A 25,165-nucleotide genomic window follows, 5' to 3' on the forward strand; every position below is an offset into this window, starting at 1 on the left:
TTCAAAAGGGAATTTATGCACGATTTTATTCATTTACCTTATATTGACCCCGTTGCCCTTTCACTGGGTCCGATCCATTTACATTGGTACGGCGTGATGTATTTATTGGGCTTTGGCTTTGCCTATTGGCTCGGTATGCGACGGGTTAAACAGTCGCCACACACGTGGAATACCGATCAATTCGATCAACTGCTTTATGGCTGTTTTGCCGGCGTGATCTTAGGTGGTCGTATTGGCGACGTGTTCTTTTATAGTTTTGACAAATTCCTACAAGATCCGCTGTATTTATTTCGAATCTGGGAGGGCGGCATGTCGTTCCATGGTGGATTAATTGGGGTGATTGTAGCCATGATACTCATATCCATACGCCAAAAACGTAGCTTCTGGCAGACGGCAGATCTGATTGCACCGCTCGTGCCATTTGGTTTAGGCTTAGGCCGTTTAGGCAATTTTATTAACAATGAATTATGGGGCCGCCCCGTTGAAAATCTGGACGCCGTGCCTTGGGCCATGTTCCCCTATGGCTATCAAGGTGACATTCCCTTGCACCCCTCACAATTATATGAGGCGATATTAGAGGGCGTGGTGTTATTTGTGATGTTAAATTTATTTATTCGCAAGCCACGTCCAATGGGTGCTGTGTCAGGGTTATTCTTGATTGGTTATGGCTGTTTCCGTTTCTTGGTGGAATATGTGCGAGAAATCGATCATCACGTGAATACGGCGCAAGATCTGATTACCCGTGGTCAGTTGTTGTGTTTACCGATGATTATCGGCGGGCTGATGATTATATGGTGGGCATACCGTAAAAGTGCGGTGAAAAATTAAGGAATTTTTATGCGACAATATTTAAATTTATGCCAACGTATCATTGATGAAGGCACGTGGATTGAGAACGAACGAACAGGCAAACGTTGTTTAACCGTGATCAATGCCGATCTGGAATATGATGTAGCGAATAACCAATTTCCGATTATTACCACAAGAAAAAGTTATTGGAAAGCCGCCATTGCCGAATTTTTAGGTTATATCCGTGGTTATGATAATGCCGCCGATTTTCGTCAACTGGGTACAAAAACTTGGGATGCGAATGCCAATGAAAATCAGGCTTGGTTAACTAACCCGAACCGTAAAGGCACGGACGATATGGGGCGTGTCTATGGCGTACAAGGTAGACGTTGGCAAAAGCCAAATGGCGAAACCGTAGATCAGTTGCGTAAAATCGTCAATAATTTAAGTAAGGGAATTGATGATCGCGGTGAGATTTTGACCTTTTTAAACCCTGGTGAAATCGAGCTAGGCTGTTTACGTCCTTGTATGTACAGTCACACGTTCTCTTTGTTGGGGGATACCCTTTATTTAACTAGCTATCAGCGTTCTTGTGATGTGCCATTGGGTTTGAATTTCAATCAAATTCAAGTATTTACGTTCTTGGTGTTAATGGCTCAGATTACTGGTAAAAAAGCCGGCAAGGCTTATCATAAAATTGTGAATGCGCATATTTATGAAGATCAGCTTGAATTAATGCGTGATGTGCAGTTAAAACGTGAGCCGTTTCCATCACCGAAATTAGATATTAATCCAGAGATCAAAAGTCTTGAAGATTTAGAGACTTGGGTGACAATGGATGATTTTAAAGTGGTGGGGTATGAGTGTCATGAGCCGATTAAGTATCCGTTTAGTGTTTAGCCTTACTTTTCTTTGCTTGTGCAAAGAAAAGTAACAAAAGAAACACACCCCGACTTCACCGCTTTTCTGAGCTTATTTGGTATTTTCTTCACGCTAAATTTTGAACTCGCTGCGCTCAGACAGTTCAGACGGGACCCCAATTTTTGACCGAGCGTAAATAAAAGTGCGGTTGAAAAATAGATATTTTTTTAAGCTACTCCGTAGCTTGCACTGAATTTTATTATTTCACCAATGGGGTCCCCATGTTTGCCGCCTGAAAAGGATTAAATTTGTAGGAAAAGTTGTGCTGTTTGAGCGAAGCGAGTTGACAACTTTTCCGTTAAGCAAATTTAATCCTTTTCAGGAAACAAGGCAAAGTTGGGGCGTGCTTTCTTTTTGCTTACTTTTGCTTTGCACGAGCAAAGAAAAAGTAAGTCGCCAACGGCGAAACCCGATTTAAAATAAAAAGATAAATATGAAAAAAAACCAACCCCAACTCGATCAACATTTCATTCAACACGCCCTCGATCTCGCCCAAAAAGCCCAAGATAATGGCGAAATCCCCGTGGGTGCCGTCCTCGTTGACGAAAACAACCACATTATCGGCGAGGGCTGGAACCAATCTATCACTCATAACGATCCCACCGCTCATGCTGAAATCATCGCATTACGTCAAGGAGCGGAAACCCTCCAAAATTACCGCCTACTCAACACCACACTCTATGTCACTCTCGAGCCTTGTACCATGTGTGCCGGTGCTATTTTACACAGCCGTATTAAACGCCTTGTTTTTGGTGCCTATGATTATAAAACAGGGGCAGTCGGTTCACGCTTTCATTTCTTTGATGATTATAAAATGAACCATGTTTTAGAAATTACAGGGGGCATTTTAGCGGAAAAGTGCGGTGAAAAATTGAGTGATTTTTTTCGGCAAAGACGTGAGCAAAAACGTCAAGCTAAATTAGCTGTAAACAAAAACAGTTAAAATTGACTTCATACCCTAATATTGATAGAATTTCCAACAACGAGAGTATGGAGAAAAGACCATGATACAGCAAGAGAAAATAATCACACCACCAGCCAATGCTGAATTAATACATACCTTGATTCAATATGGTGATGTCGTGGGAGAAAATATTAAAATTCAAGGCAATACTCGGGAAGAAAAGTTGGCCCATTTCAAGGAAGTTTATTATGCAAAAAATCATCGCCACGGTTCAACTAAATAGCCTATTTTCGGAAATTAGCAAAGAACTGGGTTTTACGGATGAAATACTAAAGCAATATGAAGATAATATTTTTGATTTACTCATTCAATGGGAAAATCAAGGTTATGTAGAAATTTACGAAAATGACAGTGAACGTAAAATAGGCAGATTAAAAGACTCTAATTCAGTTGTCGGATCCAGTCCATGGTACATTGATCTCTTTCATGCCAGAATTTCCGAAAACAATGATCCTTTACTCGTGTTACGCCGAGATGATGAATTTAGTTTTAGTGTCAGGTTTCTTGCCAATCATAATCAACTATTTGGTTCTAAAACTGAAAAAAATCAACCTGATTTAATGAGAAAAATCAGAATGTTGATTGACAGTTATATTCAAAAGGGTAACTGATATTAATCGCGTTGATACTATTTATTGCTAAATATCATAGTCCCTTTTGGGGCAATGTAATTTAGGTTTAATCTTTCCTTATTTCAGCGTATAATGCGTGCATTCCTTTGTATTAATTTTGGTTAATACGCTCTCTTTTATGTAAATTTATAAATTGGTAAAAATATGTCAGAACAAGTTGATTACAAAAATACCTTAAACCTGCCTGAAACAGGTTTTCCAATGCGTGGGGATTTGGCGAAACGTGAACCCGCTATGTTAAAAAATTGGTACGACAAGAATCTTTACGGCAAAATCCGTCAAGCAGGCAAAGGCAAGAAAACCTTTATTTTGCATGACGGCCCTCCTTATGCAAATGGCACGATTCATATCGGTCATGCGGTGAACAAAATCTTAAAAGATATGATTGTCAAATCCAAAACCGCATTAGGTTATGACTCGCCTTATGTGCCAGGTTGGGATTGTCATGGCTTGCCGATTGAGTTGAAAGTCGAAGGCTTGGTGGGTAAGCCGAATCAGAATGTCACGGCGGCTGAATTTCGTGCGGAATGCCGTAAATATGCAGCAGAGCAAGTGGCGGGTCAGAAAAAAGATTTTATCCGTTTGGGCGTAATTGGGGATTGGGATAATCCTTATTTAACCATGAACTTTGCGACCGAGGCGAATATTATCCGTGCGTTTGGTAAAGCGGTAGCGAATGGACACTTATACAAAGGGGCAAAACCGGTATATTGGTGTTTAGATTGTGCCTCTTCACTTTCCGAGGCGGAAGTCGAGTATGAAGATAAAACCTCACCGTCTATTTACGTAAAATTCCAAGCTGCTGATGAAAGTGCGGTGGAAAAAGCCTTTAATTTAACTGAAAAAGGGCAAGGCAAATTATCCGCAGTGATTTGGACCACTACCCCTTGGACCATTCCGTCTAATAAAGCCATTGCGTTAAATGCAGAATTTGATTATCAAGTGGTGCAATTCGGTGATGAACGCTTGATTCTGGCCAAAGAATTGGTGGAATCGGTGGCGAAAGCCATTGGCGTAGAAAGTTGGAAAGTACTTGGTTCTGCCAAAGGTGCCGATCTGGAATTATTGCCATTCAATCACCCATTTTATGCCTATCAAGTGCCGTTTATTTTAGGCGATCACGTTACCTTAGACGGTGGTACGGGTTTAGTGCATACCGCTCCCGATCATGGTCAAGACGACTATGTGGTGGCTCGTCAATATGATATTGGTATGGCTGGTTTAGTGGGTAATGACGGTAAATTTATTAGCTCAACAGAATTTTTTGCAGGCCTTGGCGTGTTTGAGGCCAACGGCAAAGTGTTAGAAAAATTAGACGAAGTGGGGGCATTACTTAAATTAGAAAAAATCCGCCACAGCTACCCACATTGCTGGCGACACAAAACCCCAGTGATTTTCCGTGCTACCCCACAATGGTTTATTGGTATGGAAACCAAAGGGTTACGTCAACAGGCATTAAGCGAAATTAAAAAAGTCCGTTGGATCCCAGATTGGGGTCAAGCGCGTATTGAAAAAATGGTGGAAAACCGCCCAGACTGGTGTATCTCACGTCAACGTACTTGGGGTGTTCCAGTGGCGTTGTTTATTCATAACGAAACCGAACAATTACACCCACGCACGCAAGAATTAATTGAACAAGTGGCAAAATTAGTGGAACAAAACGGCATTCAGGCTTGGTGGGATCTCGATCCAAAAGACTTGCTTGGTGACGATTCAGCACATTACCACAAAGTGCCAGATACTCTTGATGTGTGGTTTGACTCGGGATCCACCTATTCTGCGGTAGCGCCACACCGCCCTGAATTTGGTGGTAATGAACCGGATATGTATTTAGAGGGTTCCGATCAACATCGTGGTTGGTTTATGTCATCGTTAATGCTTTCCACGGCAACGGACAATAAAGCCCCTTATAAACAAGTGCTGACCCATGGTTTCACGGTGGATGGTCAAGGTCGCAAAATGTCAAAATCTATCGGCAATATCGTTACCCCACAACAGGTGATGGATAAATTTGGTGGGGATATTTTACGCCTTTGGGTGGCCTCCACAGACTATACCGGTGAAATGACGGTTTCAGATGAAATCTTAAAGCGTGCTGCCGACAGTTATCGCCGCATTCGTAACACCGCTCGTTTCTTATTAGCGAACTTAAACGGTTTTGATCCAACACGTGATCTTGTCAAACCAGAAGACATGATCGCCTTAGACCGTTGGGCCGTGGATTGTGCATTACAGGCACAAAATGAAATTAAAGACAATTACGATAATTATCAATTCCACGCTGTGGTGCAACGTTTGATGAAATTCTGTTCCATTGAAATGGGGTCATTCTATTTAGATATTATCAAAGACCGTCAATACACCACCAAAGCGGACAGCCTTGCCCGCCGTAGCTGTCAGACCGCTTTATGGCATATTGCTGAGGCTTTGGTGCGTTGGATTGCCCCGATTTTATCCTTTACTGCGGATGAAATCTGGCATTATATTCCAGGTGAACGCAGCGAATTTGTATTTACCGAAGAATTTTACAACGGCTTATTTGCCTTAGATTCAAATACACAATTTGATGATGCTTACTGGCAACAAGTGTTAACCGTACGTGATGAAATCAACCGTGTATTAGAAACCGCACGTAATGACAAAGTGATTGGTGGTAGCTTAGAATCAGAAGTCACCATTTTTGCTAATCAAGAATACCAAACCTTATTAGAAAAATTAGGCAATGAATTACGCTTTGTGACCATCACATCCAAAGCCGATGTAAAACCATTGGCAACAGCCGACGTAGCCGAGGGCGAAGTAAAAGGCTTAGCGATCAAAGTGATTCGTTCTGTGCACCACAAATGCCCACGCTGTTGGCACTATTCCGACAGCCCAGCAGAAAACACCTTGTGTTCACGCTGTGAAGAAAATGTCAATGGCAATGGCGAAGTGCGGAAATTTGCGTAGGTGAGGAACCCTCACCCTAACCCTCTCCCAAAGGGAGAGGGAATAATGAGCATAATTTTTGTAGTAAATATAATAGATACGGACGTAACGGGGCCCCGTCTGAACCGCCTGTTGAGCAACTCAGTTTTTGGGATTAGATAGACAAATCCCCGTCTTTGTCGCCTGAAAATGGCTTAATTTGTAGGAAAATGGCGTCTGTTTACTCACTGCGTTCGCCCTACGGATCGTTGCTAAAGCAACGTTCAAACGCTAAAGCGTTTGTGAGCGTAGCGAGTTCAGCCATTTTCCGTTAAGCAAATTAAGGCATTTTCAGGAAACAAGGCAAAATCGGGGCGTGCTTTCTTTTTGCTTACTTTTGCTTTGCACGAGCAAAGAAAAAGTAAGTCGCCAACGGCGAAATACGTTCTAGCCACAAACAAAAGAAAGTATGGTCGCCCATCGGGCGAAACCCGATTTAAATTAAAATCAACCCATTTTATAAAAAACAAAAAATGACATTAAAACAAAACAAAACCGGCTTACATTACCTCTGGCTCGCCCTTATCGCCTTTATCGCCGATCTTGCGACCAAATACCTTATCGTAGAAAACTTCCAACTCTACGAAAGCATTAACATCCTCCCCATTTTCAATCTCACCTACGCCAGAAACACTGGTGCAGCCTTTAGTTTTCTCGCTGATCACAGTGGTTGGCAAAAATACTTTTTTATTATCTTAGCTTTGGCCATTTCCGCCGTATTAATTTATTTTTTGAAAAAAAACACCGCACTTCAAAAGCTACAAAACACCGCTTATGCCTTAATTATCGGCGGTGCATTAGGTAATATGGTGGATCGTATGTATCACGGTTTTGTGGTGGATTTTTTTGATTTTTATTGGCAAGATTGGCATTATCCGGTGTTTAACGTGGCCGATATTGCCATTTGTGTGGGGGCCGGTTTATTGGTGTTAGACGCATTAAAAAACGGTGATAAAAACAAGGTGGAGAAAAAATAGTGAAGATTATTTTAGCCAACCCTCGGGGATTTTGTGCCGGTGTCGATCGTGCTATTAGCATTGTTGAGCTTGCCTTAGAAATTCATGGCGCCCCCATTTACGTGCGTCACGAAGTGGTGCATAACCGTTTTGTGGTAAATGGTTTGCGTGAACGTGGGGCGATTTTCGTGGAAGAATTAAGCGAAGTACCTGATGGGGCGATTGTGATTTTCTCTGCTCACGGTGTGTCACAAGCGGTGCGACAAGAGGCCAAAGATCGGGAATTGAAAGTATTTGACGCCACTTGTCCATTGGTGACCAAAGTCCACATGCAGGTGGCCCGAGCCAGTAAGAAAGGCACCAAAGCCATTTTAATTGGTCATAATGGTCACCCTGAAGTACAGGGTACTATGGGGCAATACAGTAATGATGACGGCGGTATCTTCTTAGTGGAAGATGTGGAAGACATTGCTAAACTCAAATTACGAGATGACGAAGATCTCACCTTTATGACCCAAACCACGTTGTCCATTGATGACACGGCAGATGTGATTGAGGCCTTGAAACAGAAATACCCAAGTATCCAAGGACCACGTAAAAATGATATTTGCTACGCCACCACCAATCGTCAACAAGCGGTGCGAGATTTAGCGGAACAATCGGATTTAGTGATTGTGGTCGGTTCTAAAAATTCATCAAATTCCAACCGGTTAGCCGAGTTATCTAATCGCATGGGAACGCCTGCTAAATTGCTTGACGACGCAGCAGATATTGATCCTGCATGGTTAACAGGAGTTGAAACCATTGGTTTAACGGCGGGGGCGTCTGCGCCTGAAGTATTAGTGAAATCGGTGATTGATCGTCTAAAAGCATTGGGCGTGACCGAGGTCGAAGAACTGGCGGGACAAGAAGAAGATATTGTGTTTGAAGTGCCGAAAGAGTTGCGGATTAAAGAAGTGAGTTAACTCAGAAAAAAGATAGAGAAAGTGCGGTGGAAAACACCGCACTTTTTTGTGATTAAAGAATACCTAACAATTCCACGTCAAACACTAACACGCTAAATGGCGGAATGGATTGACCGGCACCGCGTTCACCGTAGGCTAAATTGTGCGGAATGGTTAAACGCCATTTTGAACCCACCGGCATTAATTGTAGCGCTTCTGTCCAACCGGCAATTACGCCACTAACTGGAAATTCGGCAGGTGTGCCACGCACCACAGAACTGTCAAAGGTCGTGCCATCAATTAATTTACCCGTATAATGTACACGTACTTTACTGTCACGGCTTGGTTTGTCGCCATTGCCGGCGGTGATAATTTCATATTGCAAACCGCTTTCCGTCACGTTCACGCCCGCTTTCTTTGCATTTTCTACTAAAAACGCACGGCCCTCTTCTTCGATTTGTTGGAACTGCGCTTGCGCAGCGGCTTGGGCCTCTTGTTGAATTTGTTGTAAGGCTTGGCTCACTTCTTCTAAAGCAATGGCCGGCTTGTTTTGATTTAACACATCATAAATCCCTTTTGCCACGGCCTCAGCGGACACTTGCATACCGCTGTCAGCAAGCTGTTGGCCGATTTGCAAACCGATTCCGTAACCACCTTTTTCGGCGGTGCTTTCTAATTTTACTGCATCAAAAATTGACATGATTTTTCCTTTTTTGTTAATAAATTATTTTTTGTAAGCCAATACTTGGCCGACTTGGGTGACCGTATCGACAGCTAAATTATCCGCTAAACGCACCCGATCCGCTTGGAATAAATTAATCACCGTGGATCCCAACTGGAAAGCGCCCATTTCTTGCCCTTTACGCAAGGTTGGTGCATTGTCGCCTGAATAATCCCAGCTTTTCACTTCTTTTGCTCGAGGTGGATTAATCACGCCAGCCCATGCGGTGCTAATGCTGGCAGTAATGGTGGCGCCGACTAAGATTTGAATCATCTTGCCAAAAGCGGTATCAAACACACAAATCACCCGCTCATTGCGAGCCAATAGATTCGGTATGTGGGTATTTAAAAACGGATTGACCGAAAACAATTCCCCTGGCACATAAATCATTTTAGTGAGTGTGCCATCACAAGGCATGTGTACACGATGGTAATCTCGTGGCGACAAGTAAGTAGTGGCAAACTCGCCGTGTTTAAAGGCATCGACTAATGCCTGATCGCCCGCCAATAAATCCTCAAGGCTGAAAAAATGCCCTTTGGCCTGCAACAATAAATTATCTGAAATATGACCGCACTGGCTAATACGCCCATCGGCCGGCAGACAAAGTGCGGTGCTTTCTGGATTAATTTCTCGTGCGGCTGTTTTTAATGGGCGGATAAAAAATTCATTGAAACTGGCATAAGCGGTAAATTCCGTTTTTTCCGCCTCTTGCATATTCACCTGATATTTTTTGGCAAATAATTTAATGGCAAAATGCGTCACGGCGCCCCATTTTTGTTTAGCGAACCAACCTGCTAATTGCGTTAAATACAGTTGCGGCATCACATATTGAAAGGCAATTTTGATGCGTTGCCAGTAGCTTAATTGCGTCATGTTTTGTTTCCTCTTGATGAAAATCGCTGGATTATAGCATTATTTTACCGGTTGGCGAAATGAAATCCGCCTGTCGGTGGCGCCATGTCCTTTAGGACGAGGAGGAAGTCAATTGCTTAAAACACGCCACCGCTTGAATAATCAATTGATTTTGTGGAATGCCGTGCTGTTCACTTAATCGCTCAATTTCCGCAATCACCTCAAGGGGAAGTTTAAAGCCTTTTTGGCGAATACCACGCTTTTCATTGCTGCGATTCACAATTTCGGTTCTTGACAATGCCATAATAAATCACCATAATACGAGTTATTGAAGAACTGGGCGGTTTCCCACCCAGTGTAGTTTCATCAAATTAGTATGCCGGTAAGCTAATCACTAATAAGATGAGAACTAGGATAATGACTTTAATCATTTTCTTATCCTCTTCAAACGTAAGGATTAAGCCTTACGCTTACTTTCAGGCTATCTCCTGAAAGTGAGTATATTATAAGTTGGTTTTTCCAACCAAAACAACTAAATTTAAAAAAAGCCTACAAGTTCTTTGTAGGCTTTTTTGTGTTTAAATGAAATGGAAAATTTGGTTAAACGCCGGTTTTATTCGGCGATGACCCTCACCCTAGCCCTCTCCCAGAGGGAGAGGAATTTTTCCCATAAAAAATGCGACCTGTTGGTCGCATTTTGTGTTTTTGTTTTACTCTCACCTCAACCCTCTCCCAGCGGAAGAGGGGGAGTAAGTGAGCTTAATCAAGCGAGATTACCATTGGTAACCCGCACCGATAGTACCGGTGACATCGCCTTGTGTATTGGTGCTACCTGTGAGTTTAATGATCACTTTACCATTATCACTTGCACGAGAATAGCCCACTGCAATGGCGCCCTCGCCACGGTAAGTACCGGCGGCGGCGGCTACCATGGATTTACCTGGGATATAAACCTGTGGTAAACCGGCGGTTGCGGCGACGCCTGCGATACCACCACGAGCACGTTTGTCAACTTTGTGGATTTGATCACCCAGTTTTTGTGCCGTGCCTTTCAATTGGCTGACGTTCACGGCATCAGTGTCTGCGGTGCCTGGGGCAACGTTAGTGATTTTCACTGGTGCACCCGTTGTGGCATTACCGACCACTAAGTTACCCTCAGCGTTACCGCCGATATTCACTTGAGAACCCGCTGCGCCGACATTTACGGTGGTAAATGTTGGGTTTTCAGCGAATTTAATTTCAACGTTACCGTTAGTGACTTCGGTTCTTAGGTTCGCAGAAGATGCTGCGGCATCATTTGCCAAGCTACCTTTAATGTTTAACGTGCTGCCCAATTTTTGGGTTGTGCTGCCATCGTTACCCACGAACGTGATCGGTTGCTGTGTTGCTGTATTTACAGCATCAATCGCACCGGCAACGGTTGTCGGTTTGCTTGTTGCGCCTGAGGTTGCATTGGTAACCACGGTGAACGTTGGCGCATCAATTGCACCGGTTGTGGTGTTATAGGTTGCACCACCGCCTAACACGCTTGCCGTAGAATTACCTAGCGCATAAAGCTGGCTACCGTTTATCGCATCTTTGCTGGTGGCGGAAATATCGCCATTTTCAACACCTGTAATCTTGTTGGTGTCGGCACTGATGGTCACATTACCCACTTTCACGCTTTCCGTCGCATTCACATTTTTCACGGTGATGTTTTCTGCCAAGCCATAGGTCACGTTGGTGGTGCCGTTTGCTTCAACAGAAATATTCGCCACTAAGTTTTTGCCTGCCACGTAGTTTACTGTGTCGCCCGCATTGACTTTTTGTGCTGAACCGCCAGCAATGGTTTGCTCCTTATCTTGTGCCACGTTGATGGTATGGTAAGCACTGTTAATGGAGTCTGCCACGTTTTTGGCTGACACATAACCCGTAGGGTTTTCAGTATCATAAGAGACTTGACCCGCTTTTACCGTAATGTCACCCGCCTTCTGATCTTTATCTGAGGCCACTTTCACTTGACCGGCATCAGTCAAGCTAATCGTAATCGTGCGTTTATCGTCTTCAGATGTTCCTTGTACTTTCAAGCCAGCGCCCGCCACGAATTGTACTTCATTGGCATTTTTCACGCTATCCGCCCAAGGTTGGCCCGCTTCCGGTGTGGAAACCACCCAGCCCATATCACGCAAATCGCCCACGGTGGCAACGGAGTTGTCTGGCACATCTTCATTATCTAAATTGACAATGTCAGTTTTGGCCGCATTGACATAATCTGCTGCTGTCGGATTTGCTGCATCTGCTGGTGCCACCGGTGCATAGTTTGATAAACCTGATGTTACGCCGGTTAAGGTTGCATCTTCGGTGGTTGCCGGTGTCGTATCCGTTGCTGGCACGTTTTTCGCCAAGTTCAAGCCACCGTCAGTACCGGTAATGGTGGTGCCATTCACGGTTGTGCTGTTCACTGTAATGTCATCTTGCAACGCATAGGTGACATTGATCACATTGCTGTCACTTTCTTGTTCAATTTTTGACACTAAGTTTTTACCCGCAACATAAACCACTTTATCACCCGCATTGACGTTTTGTGCATTGCTGTCACCTTGTTTAAAGGTCTCATCGCTGCCAGCCACATCAACTCGGTGGAATGCATTGTTAATCGCATTGGTGACGGTGGTCGCATTAACCAATTGATCACCTGTCGATTTAATGTCATCACCGGTGACGGCTTCCGCATTGTCTACGGCTTTGCCATCTACCACATCGGCGGCTTTGTAGTAGGTGTCACCCACTTTCACCAAGGTATCGCCGTTGGCGTTGGTGTAAGTCACGTCCGCTTTACCAGTGTCCTTGGTGGTGGTATCTGTGGTGTTAGCGGTTAACACTTTAGAGGTTGAACCATCTGCATTGGTCACTGTCTTGGTGGTAATGGTGTCGTTATCCGTATTGACATTGTATGTCACATTTGCAACGGTACCGTCATCATTCATTTCCACCACAGCGGTGGTGCCTGTGCCATCGACAAAATTCACGGTGTCATAGGCTTTGACGAAGTCTTTTGCGGCGCCGTTGTTTCGCAAGTTCCAACCTGCATTTAAGATATCACCCACGGTCGCGGCATTGGTGTAAATATCAGCCACATTGGTTGGGGCATCTTGCTTGGTGGTGAACGCCGTTACTGGTGTTTTGGTTAAACCACCCGTATAGTTATCGCCGTCTTTCGCCGCTTCTAAATCACCTACATTGTAAGTTGGTGTGAGTGATCCTTTCACATTGGTCAAGGTGCTTGGTGTCGTGGTGGAGTTATCACCATTGTTCATACTGGCAATCACATCGGCAGGTTTCACCGTGTCACCTGAGCCATCTTGTTCCGTATTGAACGTCACCTCATTTGTCTCAGGATCGGTGATTTTATACACTTTTTTGCCATCGGCAGTGGTGTAAACCACCGGTAATTGTGCAGATTCGGCGACGCCTTGCGCATCGACATTCACGGTGATGGTACGTACGCCGGTTGTGGCATTGGTTTCACCGGTGACGGTCGCTAAACCTGTGCCGTTGAAGTGCACTTCGTTGGCATTTTTCACCACATCTTTATAGCCGTCTTCGGCGGAAACCACCCAACCCATATTTTGTAAATCACCCACGGTGGCGGCTGAGTTTGGATTAACTGAGCTTTCCGTTAAGTTCACTAAGGTGGCTGGAACCGTTTCGGTATCACCATCTGCATCAGGGTTAGTGTTAACCGTTTGCTTATTCAAGGTTGAACCCACACCGGTAATTTGCGTTGGGTTACCATCGCTTGATGTGATGTTTAACGCATTGGTTGGCGCTTTACCTTCTGGGTTGTTCGTTGCAGGTGTAGCGTTTTCTGCTTTGAACACCACGCCACTGTCTTTATTCGCAGGGTTGTTAATGGTGACGTTGTTGGCTGTCACATTATTCACGCTGATATTTTCTGCCAAACCGTAAGTCACATTGGTGACGCCTTTGTCTGTTTCAACAGAAATATTTGCCACTAAGTTTTTACCCGCCACATAGTTAACCGTATCACCCGCATTCACTTTTTGTGCAGCACCGCCTTCAATGGTTTGCGCTGTATCTTGTGCTACGTTGATGGTGTGATACGCATCGTTAATTGCCGTTGCCACATCTGCTGCAGTAGTTAAACCCGTTGCATCAGTTGGCACAGTGATAGTACCATCACCTTTATTGGTTAAATCCGTCGTTTTAACGGTAATATCATATTCCGTTGTGCTTGTGCTCTCTGTGGTAACTGGCGTCACCTTGATTGAGTTATCAGACGATTTCACCGTTGTGATGTTGTTGGTGGCCGTTATACTTGAAGAATCCACATAAAGCTGACCCGCATCATTAATTTTAACCGTTGAGTCATCTACATTCACGCTATAAGTAATGGTATTGGTTGTACCGCTTAACGCATTATTCACTGTCAAGCCACTGCCTGCTTGTAAATTCACTGTATCTGCTGGGTTAATCAAGGTAGAAGCCGTTAAGCCTGTTGCTTTACCACCTGTGGTTGCAGACGTTTTCACATTCCAACCAGACGCATTGATCGCTTTCGCTACGTCAGAAGCTAATGCCACACCGTCCGTGCTTGGAACAGTAATCGCACCTGTAGAAGTCGTTTGGCTAACATTTGCCACTTTCACATCATACACAACTTTCGCTGTATTATCGCCATCAGTTACCGTTGCAGTGGTATAAGTACCGCTTGCATAATCCACGATACCGTTGTTATTGATACGTGAAGTTGCTGTGCCGTCATCTTTAATGTTAAAGCCCGTATAAGTTGCGATAGCATAAAGTTGTGAACCGTTCACCGCATCCGTACTGTCTACTGCTACTTCGCCTGGGGCAACGTTAATCAACTGACGTTCCGATCCTACTGCACCAATAGACACCACGCCATTTGAAGCACTGTTTGCTTTGAAGTCAATAGAAGCCGCACCTGTTACAGAACCTGTTGCCTGACCAACACCTTTGGTATCAGTTGGGCTATTCCAGTTAGATGAATGGTCGCCTGTAGTAACGGTGCTCGCTCTTGTAACTGAACCTTTACCCAATGCCACCGAGTTATCTGTTGATGCAACCGCACTATCACCAATCGCGACTGTCCCTGAGCCTGTTGATTTAGCCAATTTACCAATGGCTACATTACCATTTGCAGTCGCACTTGCACCACTACCGACCGCAACCGTATCGCTTTTTGCAGCATTCGCATTCACCCCTACTGCCACGGCGTTATTGCCTGCAGCTGACGCATTTGGACCTGCAGCAAGTGCTTCTGCACCAGTTGCTTGAGCTTCAGCATCAATTGCATCTAAGTTTTCAGTTTTTTCAGAGTTTACGTGGAAATAGGTTTTTGGTGCTGAGCCTGAGCTTGAAAGTAAAGACGGAATAGTATCCAACACGGCATAAAGCTGTGAACCGTTGATTGCATCGGTTGAAGTCGCAGAAATTTCACCTGCTGCCACGTTTTGAATACGGCGTTCTGAGCCAGACGCACCGACAGTTACCACACCGACAGGCGTTGTGCCAGCAAAGCCTGAGTAAGTTGTGCCGTTTACGGTGGCTTCATTTACTACACCTTTTACACCGCCACTGGTTGTTGCACCTTCTGCACCATCTACAGTGGTATTTTTTCCTGCCGCACTAACTGCGGTAGAGTTTGAGCCTAAATAGACTGAGTTCTCCACTGTGCCAAGTTGGTCAGCAGTCGTTAAACCTGATGTAGCGGTAGATTTTGTGCCGATATTATTACCAAGAGCAAAGGTGTTAGCGGTGCTGATGTAGTTGTTGTTACCTACAGAGTAAGAACCGTCTGCACCTGCAGCAATATAAGTTGGATCACCGAATGCACCTGCACTTTTCGCATCAACTTTGTTGCCATAGCCGATAGCGATTGATTTGTCGCCTGAAACGCTGTTGGCTGTACCGATGGCAACTACACCGTCCAGTGTCGCACTACTATTGGCTACAGTTTGGTTGTTACCGATGACTGTTGCATTGGTTACAGTAGTTAAAGTATTGGCATTACCCGTTACATGGCTAGTATTGGCATTGGTTAGAACGTTTTCATTACCTGTTTGAGTCGTATTATGGATAACACCTTCCAGTTTATTATCAAAACCTGCAAGAGTGCTGTTCATAATGTATTTTTTACCACTCGTTCCTGTTAAGGTGTTGTTTGAACCATGCACATTGCTTCTGTAAGCGTAGGTAAGTGCATTATCAGCTCCAATCACTGTTGTATTGTAAGAGTTGGTAATTGTATTTTGAATACCGACTAACGTACTATTTGCAGAATCGGTTACCGTGTTATTTGAACCAAAAATATTTGCACGTCTTGAACCGCTATCATCATTGAAGTTACCCACTGTTACGGTATTAATGGACGTACTCTTAAGATTTTTACCCAAACCTACTTGCCCATTATTAATGGATATATTTTCACCAAACGCAACAGCCGTGTCTTCCATATCGGTACTCAAACCACGAGCATAGATATGTTCACCAACAGCGAGACTCTGTCTGTGTGCTGTGATATTGCTACCAATAGCAATAGGCGAGTTATTAAGATCTAGGTGATTACCTAACGCTACAACATTAGAGCTATTGCCAAAATTGACCACGCTAGCATTATTACCACCTGTAAATATGGAAAGTTCAGCAGTTTCATCCTTAGCTGACTGTTTTCTAACTGTCAGATTGTTACCAAACGTACTGACATTATTTCCTGCAAAAACACGTACACCTTGCCCCACAGCAGTAACTATCGGCGTATCCGAACCGAAATAACTATTACTTGCACCTCCAGCTGCCTTAATCTCAGGATACAGGTCAACATCCACAGGACCGACATCAATATCCTTACCAATCAATGTCGCATTGCCTGCATCAGGTAAATCGTTGTAATAAGAAGCAGCTGTCAATACACCATGTGTCAATGCATAACCGATACTGACATTCTCACCATACATCACGCCTTTGGAATCAAGTGGAGCAGACACATCAGTCTTGTTTTTAGCACCACCTGATGAACTACTGCTACCAGAAGTTACAGTCTCAGACGTTATCGTATTATAGGTAGCGGCAGTTGCTGCAAATGCCCCCTCAGAAATGACCGCACCCCCGAGCATCACCGCACCAGCGGTTGCAATGCTTAAGGCAATGCTAGATAGCGAGCCACGCTCGTCTACCGTTTGAGAATTAGACTTAGTATGATTTTTGCCAAGTTCCGAGGTTACCACGAATTGCTGTGTGGCGTGATTAAAAATCACTTTAAAAATTTTATTCATAAAGAATGTTCCTTTATAATATTCATTTGAATATTGTATTAACTAATTGGTCGTGCAAAACTGAATATAGCAAGATGTCCCTCCCACCCCACAATTTTACTTCATTTCGGGCTTGAAAAGCCCAGACGATCATTATAACGTATTTTAATCAGAATGTGAACAAAAAACTGATTAGACATCGGATTTGTGCGGGGGGGGGTAAAAGTGTTTTTATTTCAATGGGTTAGTGTTTTTAGACGGGTGTTTTAGGTCTGCTGGAGATGATTTGACGGAGTTTGGCCATAATTTTTATTCGGGGTTATCAAAATAAGATGATTATTAATAAAATTATCGATTGTGGCAAAGTGGCTCAGTGCATGAAATCGGCTTTTTTGCAGAAAAACGATAATTTCCTTTGACTAATCGGCATTCAACAGGTAATATTCGCACCGTATGCAAAAGGTAAAACTACCCCTAACCACTGATCCTGTTAAAGATGCGCAGCGAAGATTGGATTATGACGGCTATTATGCCGCTAATCAGCTTGAGCGTTTGAGCGAATCTGTGGTAAAAGTGCTTGATGATGCACAGGTGACATTATCGTTTTTCATTGATCCGCAAAAATTGGTGGTGATGAAAGGTCGGGCAACCGTTGATGTTGAACTTGAATGTCAGCGTTGTGAACAACCTTTTGTACAAACATTGTGCTGTGAATTTTGTTATAGCCCAGTGAAAAATTTGGATCATATAGATGAATTACCTGAAATCTATGAACCCATTGAATGTAATGAATTTGGGGAAATTGATTTGTTGGCGGTGATCGAAGATGAATTTATTTTGTCTTTGCCCATTGCACCGATGCATTCATCTGAACACTGTGAAGTGTCCGTAACGGAACAGGTTTTTGGTGAATTGTCAGATGAACTGGCAAAAAAACCAAACCCGTTCTCTGTATTAGCTAGTTTAAAGCAAAAGTAACATTTAGGAGATAAGCCCGTGGCTGTTCAACAAAATAAAAAATCTCGTTCACGTCGTGATATGCGTCGTTCACACGATGCCTTGACTACTGCTGCCGTATCTGTTGATAAAGCAAGTGGTGAAACCCATTTACGTCATCACGTGACGGCTGACGGTTTTTACCGTGGTCGTAAAGTGATCAATAAGTAATTGCTGTTATAAGGTAATAACTTGAGCCGTCTAACCCTAGCGTTAGATGTGATGGGCGGGGACGTAGGTCCCCGTATTACTATCCCCGCATCGTTAAAAGCATTGGAAAATGATCCAATGTTGTCTTTGTTATTGTTTGGCGATAGCCAACAGATTTCGCCTTTGCTGGCAAATATTCCTGAAAACCTTACCAAACGTCTGACCCTTTGTCATACTTCCCATCAAATTGAAAATAATCAAGGTTTAGCCTATGCCTTACGTCACAGTAAAGGGACGTCCATGCGTTTAGCCATTGAGGCGGTGCAGAAAGGTGAGGCGCAAGGCTGTGTCAGTGCGGGCAATACGGGCGCATTAATGGGGTTGTCAAAAGTAATTTTGCAACCGCTGAAAGGGATTCAACGCCCTGCCTTGTTGGCCATTTTGCCGACCATTGAGGGGCGATGTTCGGTGATGTTAGATCTGGGCGCCAATATTGATTGTGATGCGGAAAATCTGTATCAATTTGCTCTGATGGGGGCGATTTTCGCTGAACATCAATTAAATTTGGTGTATCCTCGAGTGGCATTGCTGAATATTGGGGTAGAAGAAATCAAAGGGCATCAGTCCATTCGTTCGGCGGCAGAAATGTTGCAAAAAGACACCGCACTTAATTATATCGGGTTTATTGAGGGCAATGATTTGCTCAATGGCAAAGCGGATGTGATTGTGAGTGATGGGTTTGCGGGCAATATTGCGCTGAAAACCTTAGAGGGCGTGGCGAAGAATATCATTGATATGCTCAAAGGGCATTCACGTCAGCATGTATTATGCCAACCGTTATTGCGTTGGTTTGGGCGTCAATTATTGCCTAGTAGTTATCAGCGTTTAAAAAACATTAATCCGGATAAATACAATGGGGCATCTTTAATTGGATTGACCTCCGTGGTAGTGAAAAGCCATGGCAGTGCGAACGTGGAGGCGTTTAGCAATGCAATTAAAGATGCGGCATTACAAGTCCGTCAACAAATTCCACAGAAAATTTTAGCGGGATTAGCACGCTATTAGAAAAATAATGAGAACATTATGCACAGTCGAATTTTAGCCACAGGTAGCTATTTACCTGAACAAATAAGAACCAATGCCGATTTGGAAAAAATGGTGGACACCTCCGATGAATGGATTGTCACCCGTTCAGGGATCCGTGAACGCCGTCTTGCTCGCCCTGATGAAACCGTGGCAACCATGGGCTACCAAGCCGCACAAAAAGCCTTTGCGCAAGCGCAGATTGATCCGAATGATATTGATCTTATTGTGGTTGGCACCACCACCAATTCCCATGCTTACCCAAGTGCGGCCTGTCAAATTCAAACCTTGTTAAATATTGATGATGCCATTGCTTTTGATGTGGCGGCGGCTTGTACGGGTTTTGTGTATGCCTTATCCGTGGCCGATCAATTTATCCGCACAGGACAAGTGAAAAAAGCCTTAGTGATTGGTTCAGATATCAATTCTCGTAATTTAGATGAAACCGATCGTGGCACGGTGATTTTATTTGGTGATGGTGCGGGTGCGGTGATTTTAGAGGCCAGTGAACAGCAAGGCATTATTTCTACCCATTTACATGCTAGCCCTGATCGCCATGAAACCCTGTTGTTGCCGCAGTCTAAGCGCGGTGAAAAACAATCGGGTTTTATTCAAATGCAAGGTAATGAAACCTTTAAATTAGCCGTGCGTGAATTGGCCAATGTGGTGGAAGAAACCTTGACCGCAAACAATTTAGATAAATCCGATCTGGATTGGCTCGTGCCACATCAGGCGAATTTACGTATTATTGCGGCCACTGCCAAAAAATTGGAGATGGATATGTCGCAAGTGGTGGTGACCCTTGATAAATATGCTAACACCAGTGCAGCAACGGTGCCAGTGGCATTAGATGAAGCTATTCGTGATGGACGTATTCAACGTGGTCAGTTGTTATTGCTTGAAGCCTTTGGTGGCGGCTGGACATGGGGTTCAGCGTTAGTTAAATATTAACCTTCTCTTTATTTTAACCCTCACCCTAGCCCTCTCCCAGAGGGAGAGGGGATTAGAAAAGAGGGGATTAGAAAAGAGGGAACCAGAGATTGAGAGAGAAGAAATAAGCATTTAAAAAAGGAATAAAAGATGAAAAAATTTGCAATGGTTTTCCCCGGTCAAGGTTCGCAAGCTGTCGGTATGTTGGCCGAACTAGCCAGTGAATTTCCGATCGTCGAACAAACGTTTAAACAAGCCTCTGACGTATTAGGTTATGATTTATGGCAGTTGGTGCAACAAGGCCCAAGCGAAGAATTAAATAAAACTTGGCAAACTCAACCCGCCTTATTAGCCGCCTCTGTGGCGATTTATCGTGTTTGGCAACAACAATATCCCGATTTGCAACCTGCGCTGATGGCAGGTCACAGTTTAGGGGAATATTCGGCCCTAGTTTGCTCTGGCGCCATAGATTTTCAAGATGCGATTAAATTAGTGGAATTACGTGGTCGCTTAATGCAACAAGCCGTCCCTGAAGGTACGGGTGCCATGTATGCGATTATTGGATTAGACAATGAAAGCATTATTGTAGCATGCAAACAAGCCGAACAAGGCGAAGTGGTGTCAGCGGTGAATTTCAATTCACCGGGTCAAGTGGTGATTGCGGGTGCCAAAGCGGCGGTGGAACGTGCGGCGGTGGCTTGTAAAGAGGCCGGTGCAAAACGTGCCTTGCCGTTGGCGGTGAGCGTGCCATCTCATTGTGCATTAATGAAACCGGCGGCCGATCAATTAGCGGTGGCGTTAGAAAGCATTGCGATTAAAGCACCGACAACGCCTGTTATTAACAATGTGGATGTGAAAACCGAAAATGAAAGTGCCGACATTCGTACCGCACTTGTGCGCCAACTTTACAGCCCTGTACGTTGGACAGAAAGTGTAGAAAAAATGGCAAAATCAGGCGTAGAAGTGTTAGTGGAAATCGGGCCGAATAAAGTCTTAACAGGTTTAACGGGCCGTATTGTCAAAGAACTGACTGCGACGGCGGTTAATGAGGTGAAATCATTGCAAGCAGTACAAGATGTTTTATTATAGGAATATTGCCCATGAAAAAATATTTGTTTATGTTATTGACTACGCTTTCATACAATGTAATGGCTGATTATGCGTTGGTTTCAGAACATTCTTCTTGGGGAATGAACCCAGTTGTTCAATCTAAAACATTGGAACAATGTCAGCAGAATAAAGCGAATTTTGAAGCGGTTATTCAACAAGATGAACAAAAAAAGAAAAGATATAATTTTCACTGTATAGAATTAGCACAAAGCTCAACTATTTAAATTTATAAGGAAAAATGATGCAAGGTAAAATCGCATTAGTCACGGGCGCAACCCGTGGAATTGGTAAGGCTATCGCCGAAGAATTAGTCAGCCGTGGGGCCTTTGTTATCGGTACCGCCACCTCGGAAAAAGGGGCGGAGAGTATTTCTGCTTATTTGGGCCAACAAGGTAAAGGCTTAGTGTTAAATGTGGCAGATCAAGGTTCTATTGACGCTGTTTTGGCGAAAATCAAAGAAGATCACGGTGATATTGATATTTTAGTCAATAACGCAGGGATTACCCGTGATAACCTGTTAATGCGCATGAAAGAAGATGAATGGTTTGATATTATTCAAACCAACTTAACTTCCGTATTCCATTTATCTAAAGCCATGTTACGTTCAATGATGAAAAAACGTTTTGGGCGCATTATTACCATTGGTTCCGTCGTGGGATCGATGGGTAACCCTGGTCAAGCTAACTATTGTGCGGCCAAAGCGGGATTAATTGGATTTAGTAAAGCATTGGCCAAAGAAGTGGCATCACGTGGTATTACCGTAAATGTTGTGGCACCGGGTTTTATTGCAACAGATATGACAGAGGTGTTAACGGAAGAACAAAAAGCCCAAACCCTTGCAAATGTGCCTGCGGGTCGTTTAGGTGAGGCGAAAGATATTGCCAAAGCGGTGGCGTTTTTGGCGAGTGATGATGCGGGGTATATTACAGGAAATACGTTGCATGTGAATGGTGGGATGTACATGGCGTAGCTTTTTACTTTTCTTTGCTTGTGCAAAGAAAAGTAACAAAAGAAACACACCCCGATTTTGCCTTGTTTCCTGAAAATTTTTTAATTTGTTTAACGGAAAATGGCTGAACTCGCTTCGCTCAGACAGACGCCATTTTCCTACAAATTAAAAAATTTTCAGGCGGCAAAGACGGGGCCCATACTGGTAGGGGCGTATTGCATACGCCCTAAAAAAAGCAGGCTTTTGCCTGCTTTTTCTGTTTTTGGGAATTACATTGAGCCAGTGGCACTGCCTAATCCAATTAGGCCTAATAATAATGGGGAGGTGAATAAGCCGATTATGGTTAAAACCCATGCCAGTATATTTACGCCGATACCGCCAATGTTTTTGTTTTTGATGGCAATAATACTGCCAATGAGCGCAGTGATGGCGGCTAAGGGGACAAAAACCGTGCCTAGAAATAAAATACCTAAAATGGCTAATACGCAACTAATAATACCAGCAATGAGTCCAGTTCCTGTTGCTTTTGGTACATCTGTCATATCTTTCTCCTTTTGTCGTTTAGAATAAGCCTTAATCTTAACCTCGATCTAAAATAAATTCAATTAGATAGATAACCTTGGTGGTCTAATCAGTGATCACATGATTGAAAATAAATACAAAGAAAATTGCAGATTTAGCCTAGCCAAATTGCTTTGTTGATGATAGAATGGGCCCAGTTTGGTCAGGGTTTTTATGGTTTGGCCTGTAATAAAAGACTTGCAAATTTTGTAAAAATCCATAAACTAATCATTCTAACCAGTTAGGTAAACTACAATAGGAAACAAAAATGAGCATTGAAGAACGCGTAAAAAAAATCATTGTTGAACAATTAGGTGTGAAAGAAGAAGAAGCAAAACCAGAAGCTTCATTTATTGAAGATTTAGGTGCAGATTCTTTAGATACCGTTGAATTAGTGATGGCTTTAGAAGAAGAATTTGATATTGAAATTCCTGATGAAGAAGCAGAAAAAATCACCACTGTTCAATCAGCGATTGATTACGTACAAAACAATCAATAATTTCTTTTAGGCGGTTTCGATAACCGCCTAAATTTTTTACCCTCACCCCGACCCTCTCCCAGAGGGAGAGGGGGTTGATTGGGTTACTTCGTTTTCCAGTCCTTTTTAAATTCTTGTAACGATTGCCCCTGTTTTAAAATATGCGGTGTGACAAAAATTACTAATTCTCGTTTTTGATGTTTATCACTTTGCTTGCGGAATAAATGTTTCACTACGGGAATATCACCTAGCAACGGGACTTTATCCACGCCTTTACTGAGCGTGTCTTGAAATACCCCGCCTAACACAATGGTTTCGCCGTCTTTGGCGAACACTTGGGTGTTAATCTCCTGTTTATCAATGGTGACAACTTCGCCCTCGCCAGATTGCACGGCCGCACCGGGGGAATTTTGACTGACGATTAAATCCAATAAAATAGCGTTGTCTTGTGAAATATGCGGAGTGACTTCCAAGCCGAGGACGGCTTCACGAAAATCGACGGTTTGCGATCCGCTTTTTTCATTGGTGGACACATAAGGAATTTCTGTCCCTTGTTTGATGCTGGCCGCTTTTTTATTGGTGGTGAGCAATTTCGGGCTGGCGATAATTTTTACGTTATTCTCTCGTTCTAAGGCAGTGAGTTCTAAATCTAATAATCGCCCGTTAATTTTTGCTACTTGCAAGGCCAGTGATCCTGCGGGGGTGTTGACGGCGCCAAAATTGACGTTTAAATTGTTGGTAACATTGCTGAATCCGTTGGCAGCAAGGCTGCCTGCTACCTTATGCGAATTGGACGTGGGGTCAAATAGTCCCCAACGAACACCGAGTTCTTGTAAACTTTCATCGGTAATCGTCACAATACGAGCCTCAATCGCAATTTGTTCAATGGGTTTATCTAATGTTTTGATAAGTTTCCGAATATTGTTAATGGAATGGGCGTTATCTTTGACAATTAAGACGTTGCTACGATCATCAAAACTCATGCTCCCCTCGCCTGACAATAAGGAACCGCTCCCCGTGGTTAAGGATTTTATAATTTCTGAGGCCTTGGCAAACTGCAGTTTGATAGTGGTTGTTTGTAGCGGGGCGGCAATCGGCATCGCGGGTATTGTGGGTAAATTTTCCATCGCCCGTAGATTGGCTGCCTGAGTTGCTTGTTCTGGAGTGGTTTGATTGAGGTAATAAATACCTTTTTCTTTGCTTAATGAAAGATGTTTGATTTTGGCCACCGCATGAAACAATTCATCTAGCGTGGTGTCTTCAAGCTGTAATGACAAGGTGCCAGTGAGTTCATCATTAATCATTAAGTTGGTATTTTGATCCAACGCAAGTTGTTGTAAGGTGGTCACTAAAGGGGCTTGTTTGAGGCGGATCGAGAATGTGGGATCTTCGTTTTCGGCATAGCTCATACTTGAAAAAATCCCTAAAATTACACCGCACTTTAGGCCAAATTTAATAACAGAAATCCATGTTTGCATTGCTATGTTCCTATAATTTACGTTTAATAATCTCACCAGCTGAACAATCCGCTTTCCAGCTTTGGAATTCGGCATGACTTTTATTGATGGTCAGTAATTGATAGGCTTCTGCGCCAATCAAATCTTGTTCCGTGGCGCTTTCGACTTCACCGGCTTTATTTTGGAGCAGAATTTGTTTTTTCTCCTTGAACAGGAGAATGCCGATCAAGGTGAGTTGCTCAAAGGGGCTGTCTGGCAGAATATCTGCTTGTTTTTCTGGGCATCGTACGGCTTTGCTTTTGGCGACCTGTTGAACAGGGGCTGCCTCTGGCGTGCGTTGTTGTTTATCAAAGGGATCGGCTTTGGCAAAGGCGGTCAGGCCGTAGCAGGTTAAGAGAAGTAGGGCGATTTTTCGATACATAGCTTAT

General features: G+C 43.6%; 23 protein-coding genes. 16 read left to right on the top strand and 7 right to left on the bottom strand.

Annotation, left to right across the window (positions count from 1 at the left end):
- Window positions 1–15: 15 nt before the first annotated feature.
- The 8 genes from lgt to ispH all read left to right on the top strand — a co-directional run bounded on the left by lgt (window position 16) and on the right by ispH (window position 8,194).
- Window positions 16–828 carry a prolipoprotein diacylglyceryl transferase gene (gene lgt, locus ACTG7L_RS00110; RefSeq protein WP_439286906.1) on the top strand — a complete coding sequence of 271 codons (813 nt, stop codon included), beginning with the start codon at window positions 16–18 and terminating at the stop codon, window positions 826–828.
- A gap of 9 nt (window positions 829–837) precedes the next feature.
- Window positions 838–1,689, top strand: a complete 852-nt coding sequence (locus ACTG7L_RS00115) for a thymidylate synthase (RefSeq protein ID WP_439286908.1) — start codon at window positions 838–840, stop codon at window positions 1,687–1,689.
- Window positions 1,690–2,143: 454 nt separating this feature from the next.
- Window positions 2,144–2,653 carry a tRNA adenosine(34) deaminase TadA gene (gene tadA, locus ACTG7L_RS00120; RefSeq protein WP_439286910.1) on the top strand — a complete coding sequence of 170 codons (510 nt, stop codon included), beginning with the start codon at window positions 2,144–2,146 and terminating at the stop codon, window positions 2,651–2,653.
- A 61-nt stretch (window positions 2,654–2,714) separates the two neighbouring features.
- On the top strand, window positions 2,715–2,897 hold the full coding sequence (locus tag ACTG7L_RS00125) for a hypothetical protein (protein ID WP_439286912.1): 183 nt from the start codon (window positions 2,715–2,717) through the stop codon (window positions 2,895–2,897).
- The gene (locus tag ACTG7L_RS00130) at window positions 2,863–3,285 is read left to right on the top strand and encodes a hypothetical protein (protein ID WP_439286914.1); all 423 of its coding nucleotides are present in this window, start codon (window positions 2,863–2,865) and stop codon (window positions 3,283–3,285) included. The genes ACTG7L_RS00125 and ACTG7L_RS00130 overlap by 35 nt, the downstream gene beginning before the upstream one ends.
- Window positions 3,286–3,450: 165 nt before the next feature.
- Window positions 3,451–6,255, top strand: coding sequence for an isoleucine--tRNA ligase (ileS, locus tag ACTG7L_RS00135; protein ID WP_439286916.1), 2,805 nt, complete (start codon window positions 3,451–3,453; stop codon window positions 6,253–6,255).
- Between the two features lie 491 nt (window positions 6,256–6,746).
- Window positions 6,747–7,250, top strand: a complete 504-nt coding sequence (lspA, locus tag ACTG7L_RS00140; RefSeq protein ID WP_439286918.1) for a signal peptidase II — start codon at window positions 6,747–6,749, stop codon at window positions 7,248–7,250.
- On the top strand, window positions 7,250–8,194 hold the full coding sequence (gene ispH / locus ACTG7L_RS00145) for a 4-hydroxy-3-methylbut-2-enyl diphosphate reductase (RefSeq protein ID WP_439286920.1): 945 nt from the start codon (window positions 7,250–7,252) through the stop codon (window positions 8,192–8,194). The genes lspA and ispH overlap by 1 nt, the downstream gene beginning before the upstream one ends.
- Before the next feature lie 52 nt (window positions 8,195–8,246).
- On the opposite strand, the gene ACTG7L_RS00150 is transcribed toward ispH, so the two are convergent.
- From ACTG7L_RS00150 to ACTG7L_RS00165, 4 genes are all read right to left on the bottom strand, one after another.
- Window positions 8,247–8,873, bottom strand: coding sequence for an FKBP-type peptidyl-prolyl cis-trans isomerase (locus tag ACTG7L_RS00150; protein WP_439286922.1), 627 nt, complete (start codon window positions 8,871–8,873; stop codon window positions 8,247–8,249).
- A 24-nt stretch (window positions 8,874–8,897) separates the two neighbouring features.
- On the bottom strand, window positions 8,898–9,767 hold the full coding sequence (gene asd / locus ACTG7L_RS00155; protein WP_439286923.1) for an archaetidylserine decarboxylase: 870 nt from the start codon (window positions 9,765–9,767) through the stop codon (window positions 8,898–8,900).
- Window positions 9,768–9,858: 91 nt separating this feature from the next.
- Window positions 9,859–10,050, bottom strand: coding sequence for a ribbon-helix-helix protein, CopG family (locus tag ACTG7L_RS00160; RefSeq protein ID WP_439286925.1), 192 nt, complete (start codon window positions 10,048–10,050; stop codon window positions 9,859–9,861).
- A gap of 469 nt (window positions 10,051–10,519) precedes the next feature.
- Window positions 10,520–17,044 (bottom strand): YadA-like family protein, encoded by a 6,525-nt coding sequence (locus ACTG7L_RS00165; RefSeq protein ID WP_439286927.1) that lies wholly within the window; start codon window positions 17,042–17,044, stop codon window positions 10,520–10,522.
- Window positions 17,045–17,476: 432 nt separating this feature from the next.
- Here ACTG7L_RS00165 and yceD point away from each other — a divergent pair, with 432 nt between their 5' ends.
- From yceD to fabG, 7 genes are all read left to right on the top strand, one after another.
- Window positions 17,477–18,001 (top strand): 23S rRNA accumulation protein YceD, encoded by a 525-nt coding sequence (gene yceD / locus ACTG7L_RS00170; protein WP_439286928.1) that lies wholly within the window; start codon window positions 17,477–17,479, stop codon window positions 17,999–18,001.
- Window positions 18,002–18,019: 18 nt separating this feature from the next.
- Window positions 18,020–18,190, top strand: coding sequence for a 50S ribosomal protein L32 (rpmF, locus tag ACTG7L_RS00175; protein WP_132302023.1), 171 nt, complete (start codon window positions 18,020–18,022; stop codon window positions 18,188–18,190).
- A 21-nt stretch (window positions 18,191–18,211) separates the two neighbouring features.
- Window positions 18,212–19,234, top strand: a complete 1,023-nt coding sequence (plsX, locus tag ACTG7L_RS00180; RefSeq protein ID WP_439286929.1) for a phosphate acyltransferase PlsX — start codon at window positions 18,212–18,214, stop codon at window positions 19,232–19,234.
- Between the two features lie 18 nt (window positions 19,235–19,252).
- Window positions 19,253–20,203, top strand: coding sequence for a beta-ketoacyl-ACP synthase III (locus ACTG7L_RS00185; protein WP_439286930.1), 951 nt, complete (start codon window positions 19,253–19,255; stop codon window positions 20,201–20,203).
- Between the two features lie 129 nt (window positions 20,204–20,332).
- Window positions 20,333–21,271 carry an ACP S-malonyltransferase gene (gene fabD / locus ACTG7L_RS00190; RefSeq protein ID WP_439286932.1) on the top strand — a complete coding sequence of 313 codons (939 nt, stop codon included), beginning with the start codon at window positions 20,333–20,335 and terminating at the stop codon, window positions 21,269–21,271.
- An 11-nt stretch (window positions 21,272–21,282) separates the two neighbouring features.
- The gene (locus tag ACTG7L_RS00195) at window positions 21,283–21,516 is read left to right on the top strand and encodes a hypothetical protein (protein ID WP_439286933.1); all 234 of its coding nucleotides are present in this window, start codon (window positions 21,283–21,285) and stop codon (window positions 21,514–21,516) included.
- A 17-nt stretch (window positions 21,517–21,533) separates the two neighbouring features.
- Window positions 21,534–22,262 (top strand): 3-oxoacyl-ACP reductase FabG, encoded by a 729-nt coding sequence (fabG, locus tag ACTG7L_RS00200; protein ID WP_439286934.1) that lies wholly within the window; start codon window positions 21,534–21,536, stop codon window positions 22,260–22,262.
- A 248-nt stretch (window positions 22,263–22,510) separates the two neighbouring features.
- Here fabG and ACTG7L_RS00205 read toward each other — a convergent pair whose 3' ends face one another.
- Window positions 22,511–22,783, bottom strand: coding sequence for a hypothetical protein (locus ACTG7L_RS00205; protein ID WP_439286935.1), 273 nt, complete (start codon window positions 22,781–22,783; stop codon window positions 22,511–22,513).
- Window positions 22,784–23,070: 287 nt separating this feature from the next.
- Between ACTG7L_RS00205 and acpP the strand changes: the two genes are divergently transcribed.
- Window positions 23,071–23,301, top strand: coding sequence for an acyl carrier protein (gene acpP / locus ACTG7L_RS00210; RefSeq protein ID WP_132302013.1), 231 nt, complete (start codon window positions 23,071–23,073; stop codon window positions 23,299–23,301).
- A gap of 83 nt (window positions 23,302–23,384) precedes the next feature.
- On the opposite strand, the gene ACTG7L_RS00215 is transcribed toward acpP, so the two are convergent.
- Both ACTG7L_RS00215 and ACTG7L_RS00220 read right to left on the bottom strand, forming a co-directional pair.
- Window positions 23,385–24,758, bottom strand: a complete 1,374-nt coding sequence (locus ACTG7L_RS00215; RefSeq protein ID WP_439286936.1) for a type IV pilus secretin PilQ — start codon at window positions 24,756–24,758, stop codon at window positions 23,385–23,387.
- Between the two features lie 10 nt (window positions 24,759–24,768).
- Window positions 24,769–25,158: a hypothetical protein gene (locus ACTG7L_RS00220; RefSeq protein ID WP_439286937.1), complete on the bottom strand. Its 390-nt coding sequence runs from the start codon at window positions 25,156–25,158 to the stop codon at window positions 24,769–24,771.
- Window positions 25,159–25,165: the final 7 nt, after the last annotated feature.

This window comes from Lonepinella sp. BR2357 (assembly GCF_051851525.1).
Taxonomy (GTDB): domain Bacteria; phylum Pseudomonadota; class Gammaproteobacteria; order Enterobacterales; family Pasteurellaceae; genus Lonepinella.

Bases quoted from the DNA above. Each gene is read 5' to 3' on its own strand.
- lgt (WP_439286906.1), top strand. From the start codon at position 16: ATGCACGATTTTATTCATTTACCTTATATTGACCCCGTTGCCCTTTCA.
- ACTG7L_RS00115 (WP_439286908.1), top strand. From the start codon at position 838: ATGCGACAATATTTAAATTTATGCCAACGTATCATTGATGAAGGCACG.
- tadA (WP_439286910.1), top strand. From the start codon at position 2,144: ATGAAAAAAAACCAACCCCAACTCGATCAACATTTCATTCAACACGCC.
- ACTG7L_RS00125 (WP_439286912.1), top strand. From the start codon at position 2,715: ATGATACAGCAAGAGAAAATAATCACACCACCAGCCAATGCTGAATTA.
- ACTG7L_RS00130 (WP_439286914.1), top strand. From the start codon at position 2,863: ATGCAAAAAATCATCGCCACGGTTCAACTAAATAGCCTATTTTCGGAA.
- ileS (WP_439286916.1), top strand. From the start codon at position 3,451: ATGTCAGAACAAGTTGATTACAAAAATACCTTAAACCTGCCTGAAACA.
- lspA (WP_439286918.1), top strand. From the start codon at position 6,747: ATGACATTAAAACAAAACAAAACCGGCTTACATTACCTCTGGCTCGCC.
- ACTG7L_RS00150 (WP_439286922.1), bottom strand. From the start codon at position 8,873: ATGTCAATTTTTGATGCAGTAAAATTAGAAAGCACCGCCGAAAAAGGT.
- asd (WP_439286923.1), bottom strand. From the start codon at position 9,767: ATGACGCAATTAAGCTACTGGCAACGCATCAAAATTGCCTTTCAATAT.
- ACTG7L_RS00160 (WP_439286925.1), bottom strand. From the start codon at position 10,050: ATGGCATTGTCAAGAACCGAAATTGTGAATCGCAGCAATGAAAAGCGT.
- ACTG7L_RS00165 (WP_439286927.1), bottom strand. From the start codon at position 17,044: ATGAATAAAATTTTTAAAGTGATTTTTAATCACGCCACACAGCAATTC.
- yceD (WP_439286928.1), top strand. From the start codon at position 17,477: ATGCAAAAGGTAAAACTACCCCTAACCACTGATCCTGTTAAAGATGCG.
- ACTG7L_RS00185 (WP_439286930.1), top strand. From the start codon at position 19,253: ATGCACAGTCGAATTTTAGCCACAGGTAGCTATTTACCTGAACAAATA.
- fabD (WP_439286932.1), top strand. From the start codon at position 20,333: ATGAAAAAATTTGCAATGGTTTTCCCCGGTCAAGGTTCGCAAGCTGTC.
- ACTG7L_RS00195 (WP_439286933.1), top strand. From the start codon at position 21,283: ATGAAAAAATATTTGTTTATGTTATTGACTACGCTTTCATACAATGTA.
- fabG (WP_439286934.1), top strand. From the start codon at position 21,534: ATGCAAGGTAAAATCGCATTAGTCACGGGCGCAACCCGTGGAATTGGT.
- ACTG7L_RS00205 (WP_439286935.1), bottom strand. From the start codon at position 22,783: ATGACAGATGTACCAAAAGCAACAGGAACTGGACTCATTGCTGGTATT.
- acpP (WP_132302013.1), top strand. From the start codon at position 23,071: ATGAGCATTGAAGAACGCGTAAAAAAAATCATTGTTGAACAATTAGGT.
- ACTG7L_RS00215 (WP_439286936.1), bottom strand. From the start codon at position 24,758: ATGCAAACATGGATTTCTGTTATTAAATTTGGCCTAAAGTGCGGTGTA.
- ACTG7L_RS00220 (WP_439286937.1), bottom strand. From the start codon at position 25,158: ATGTATCGAAAAATCGCCCTACTTCTCTTAACCTGCTACGGCCTGACC.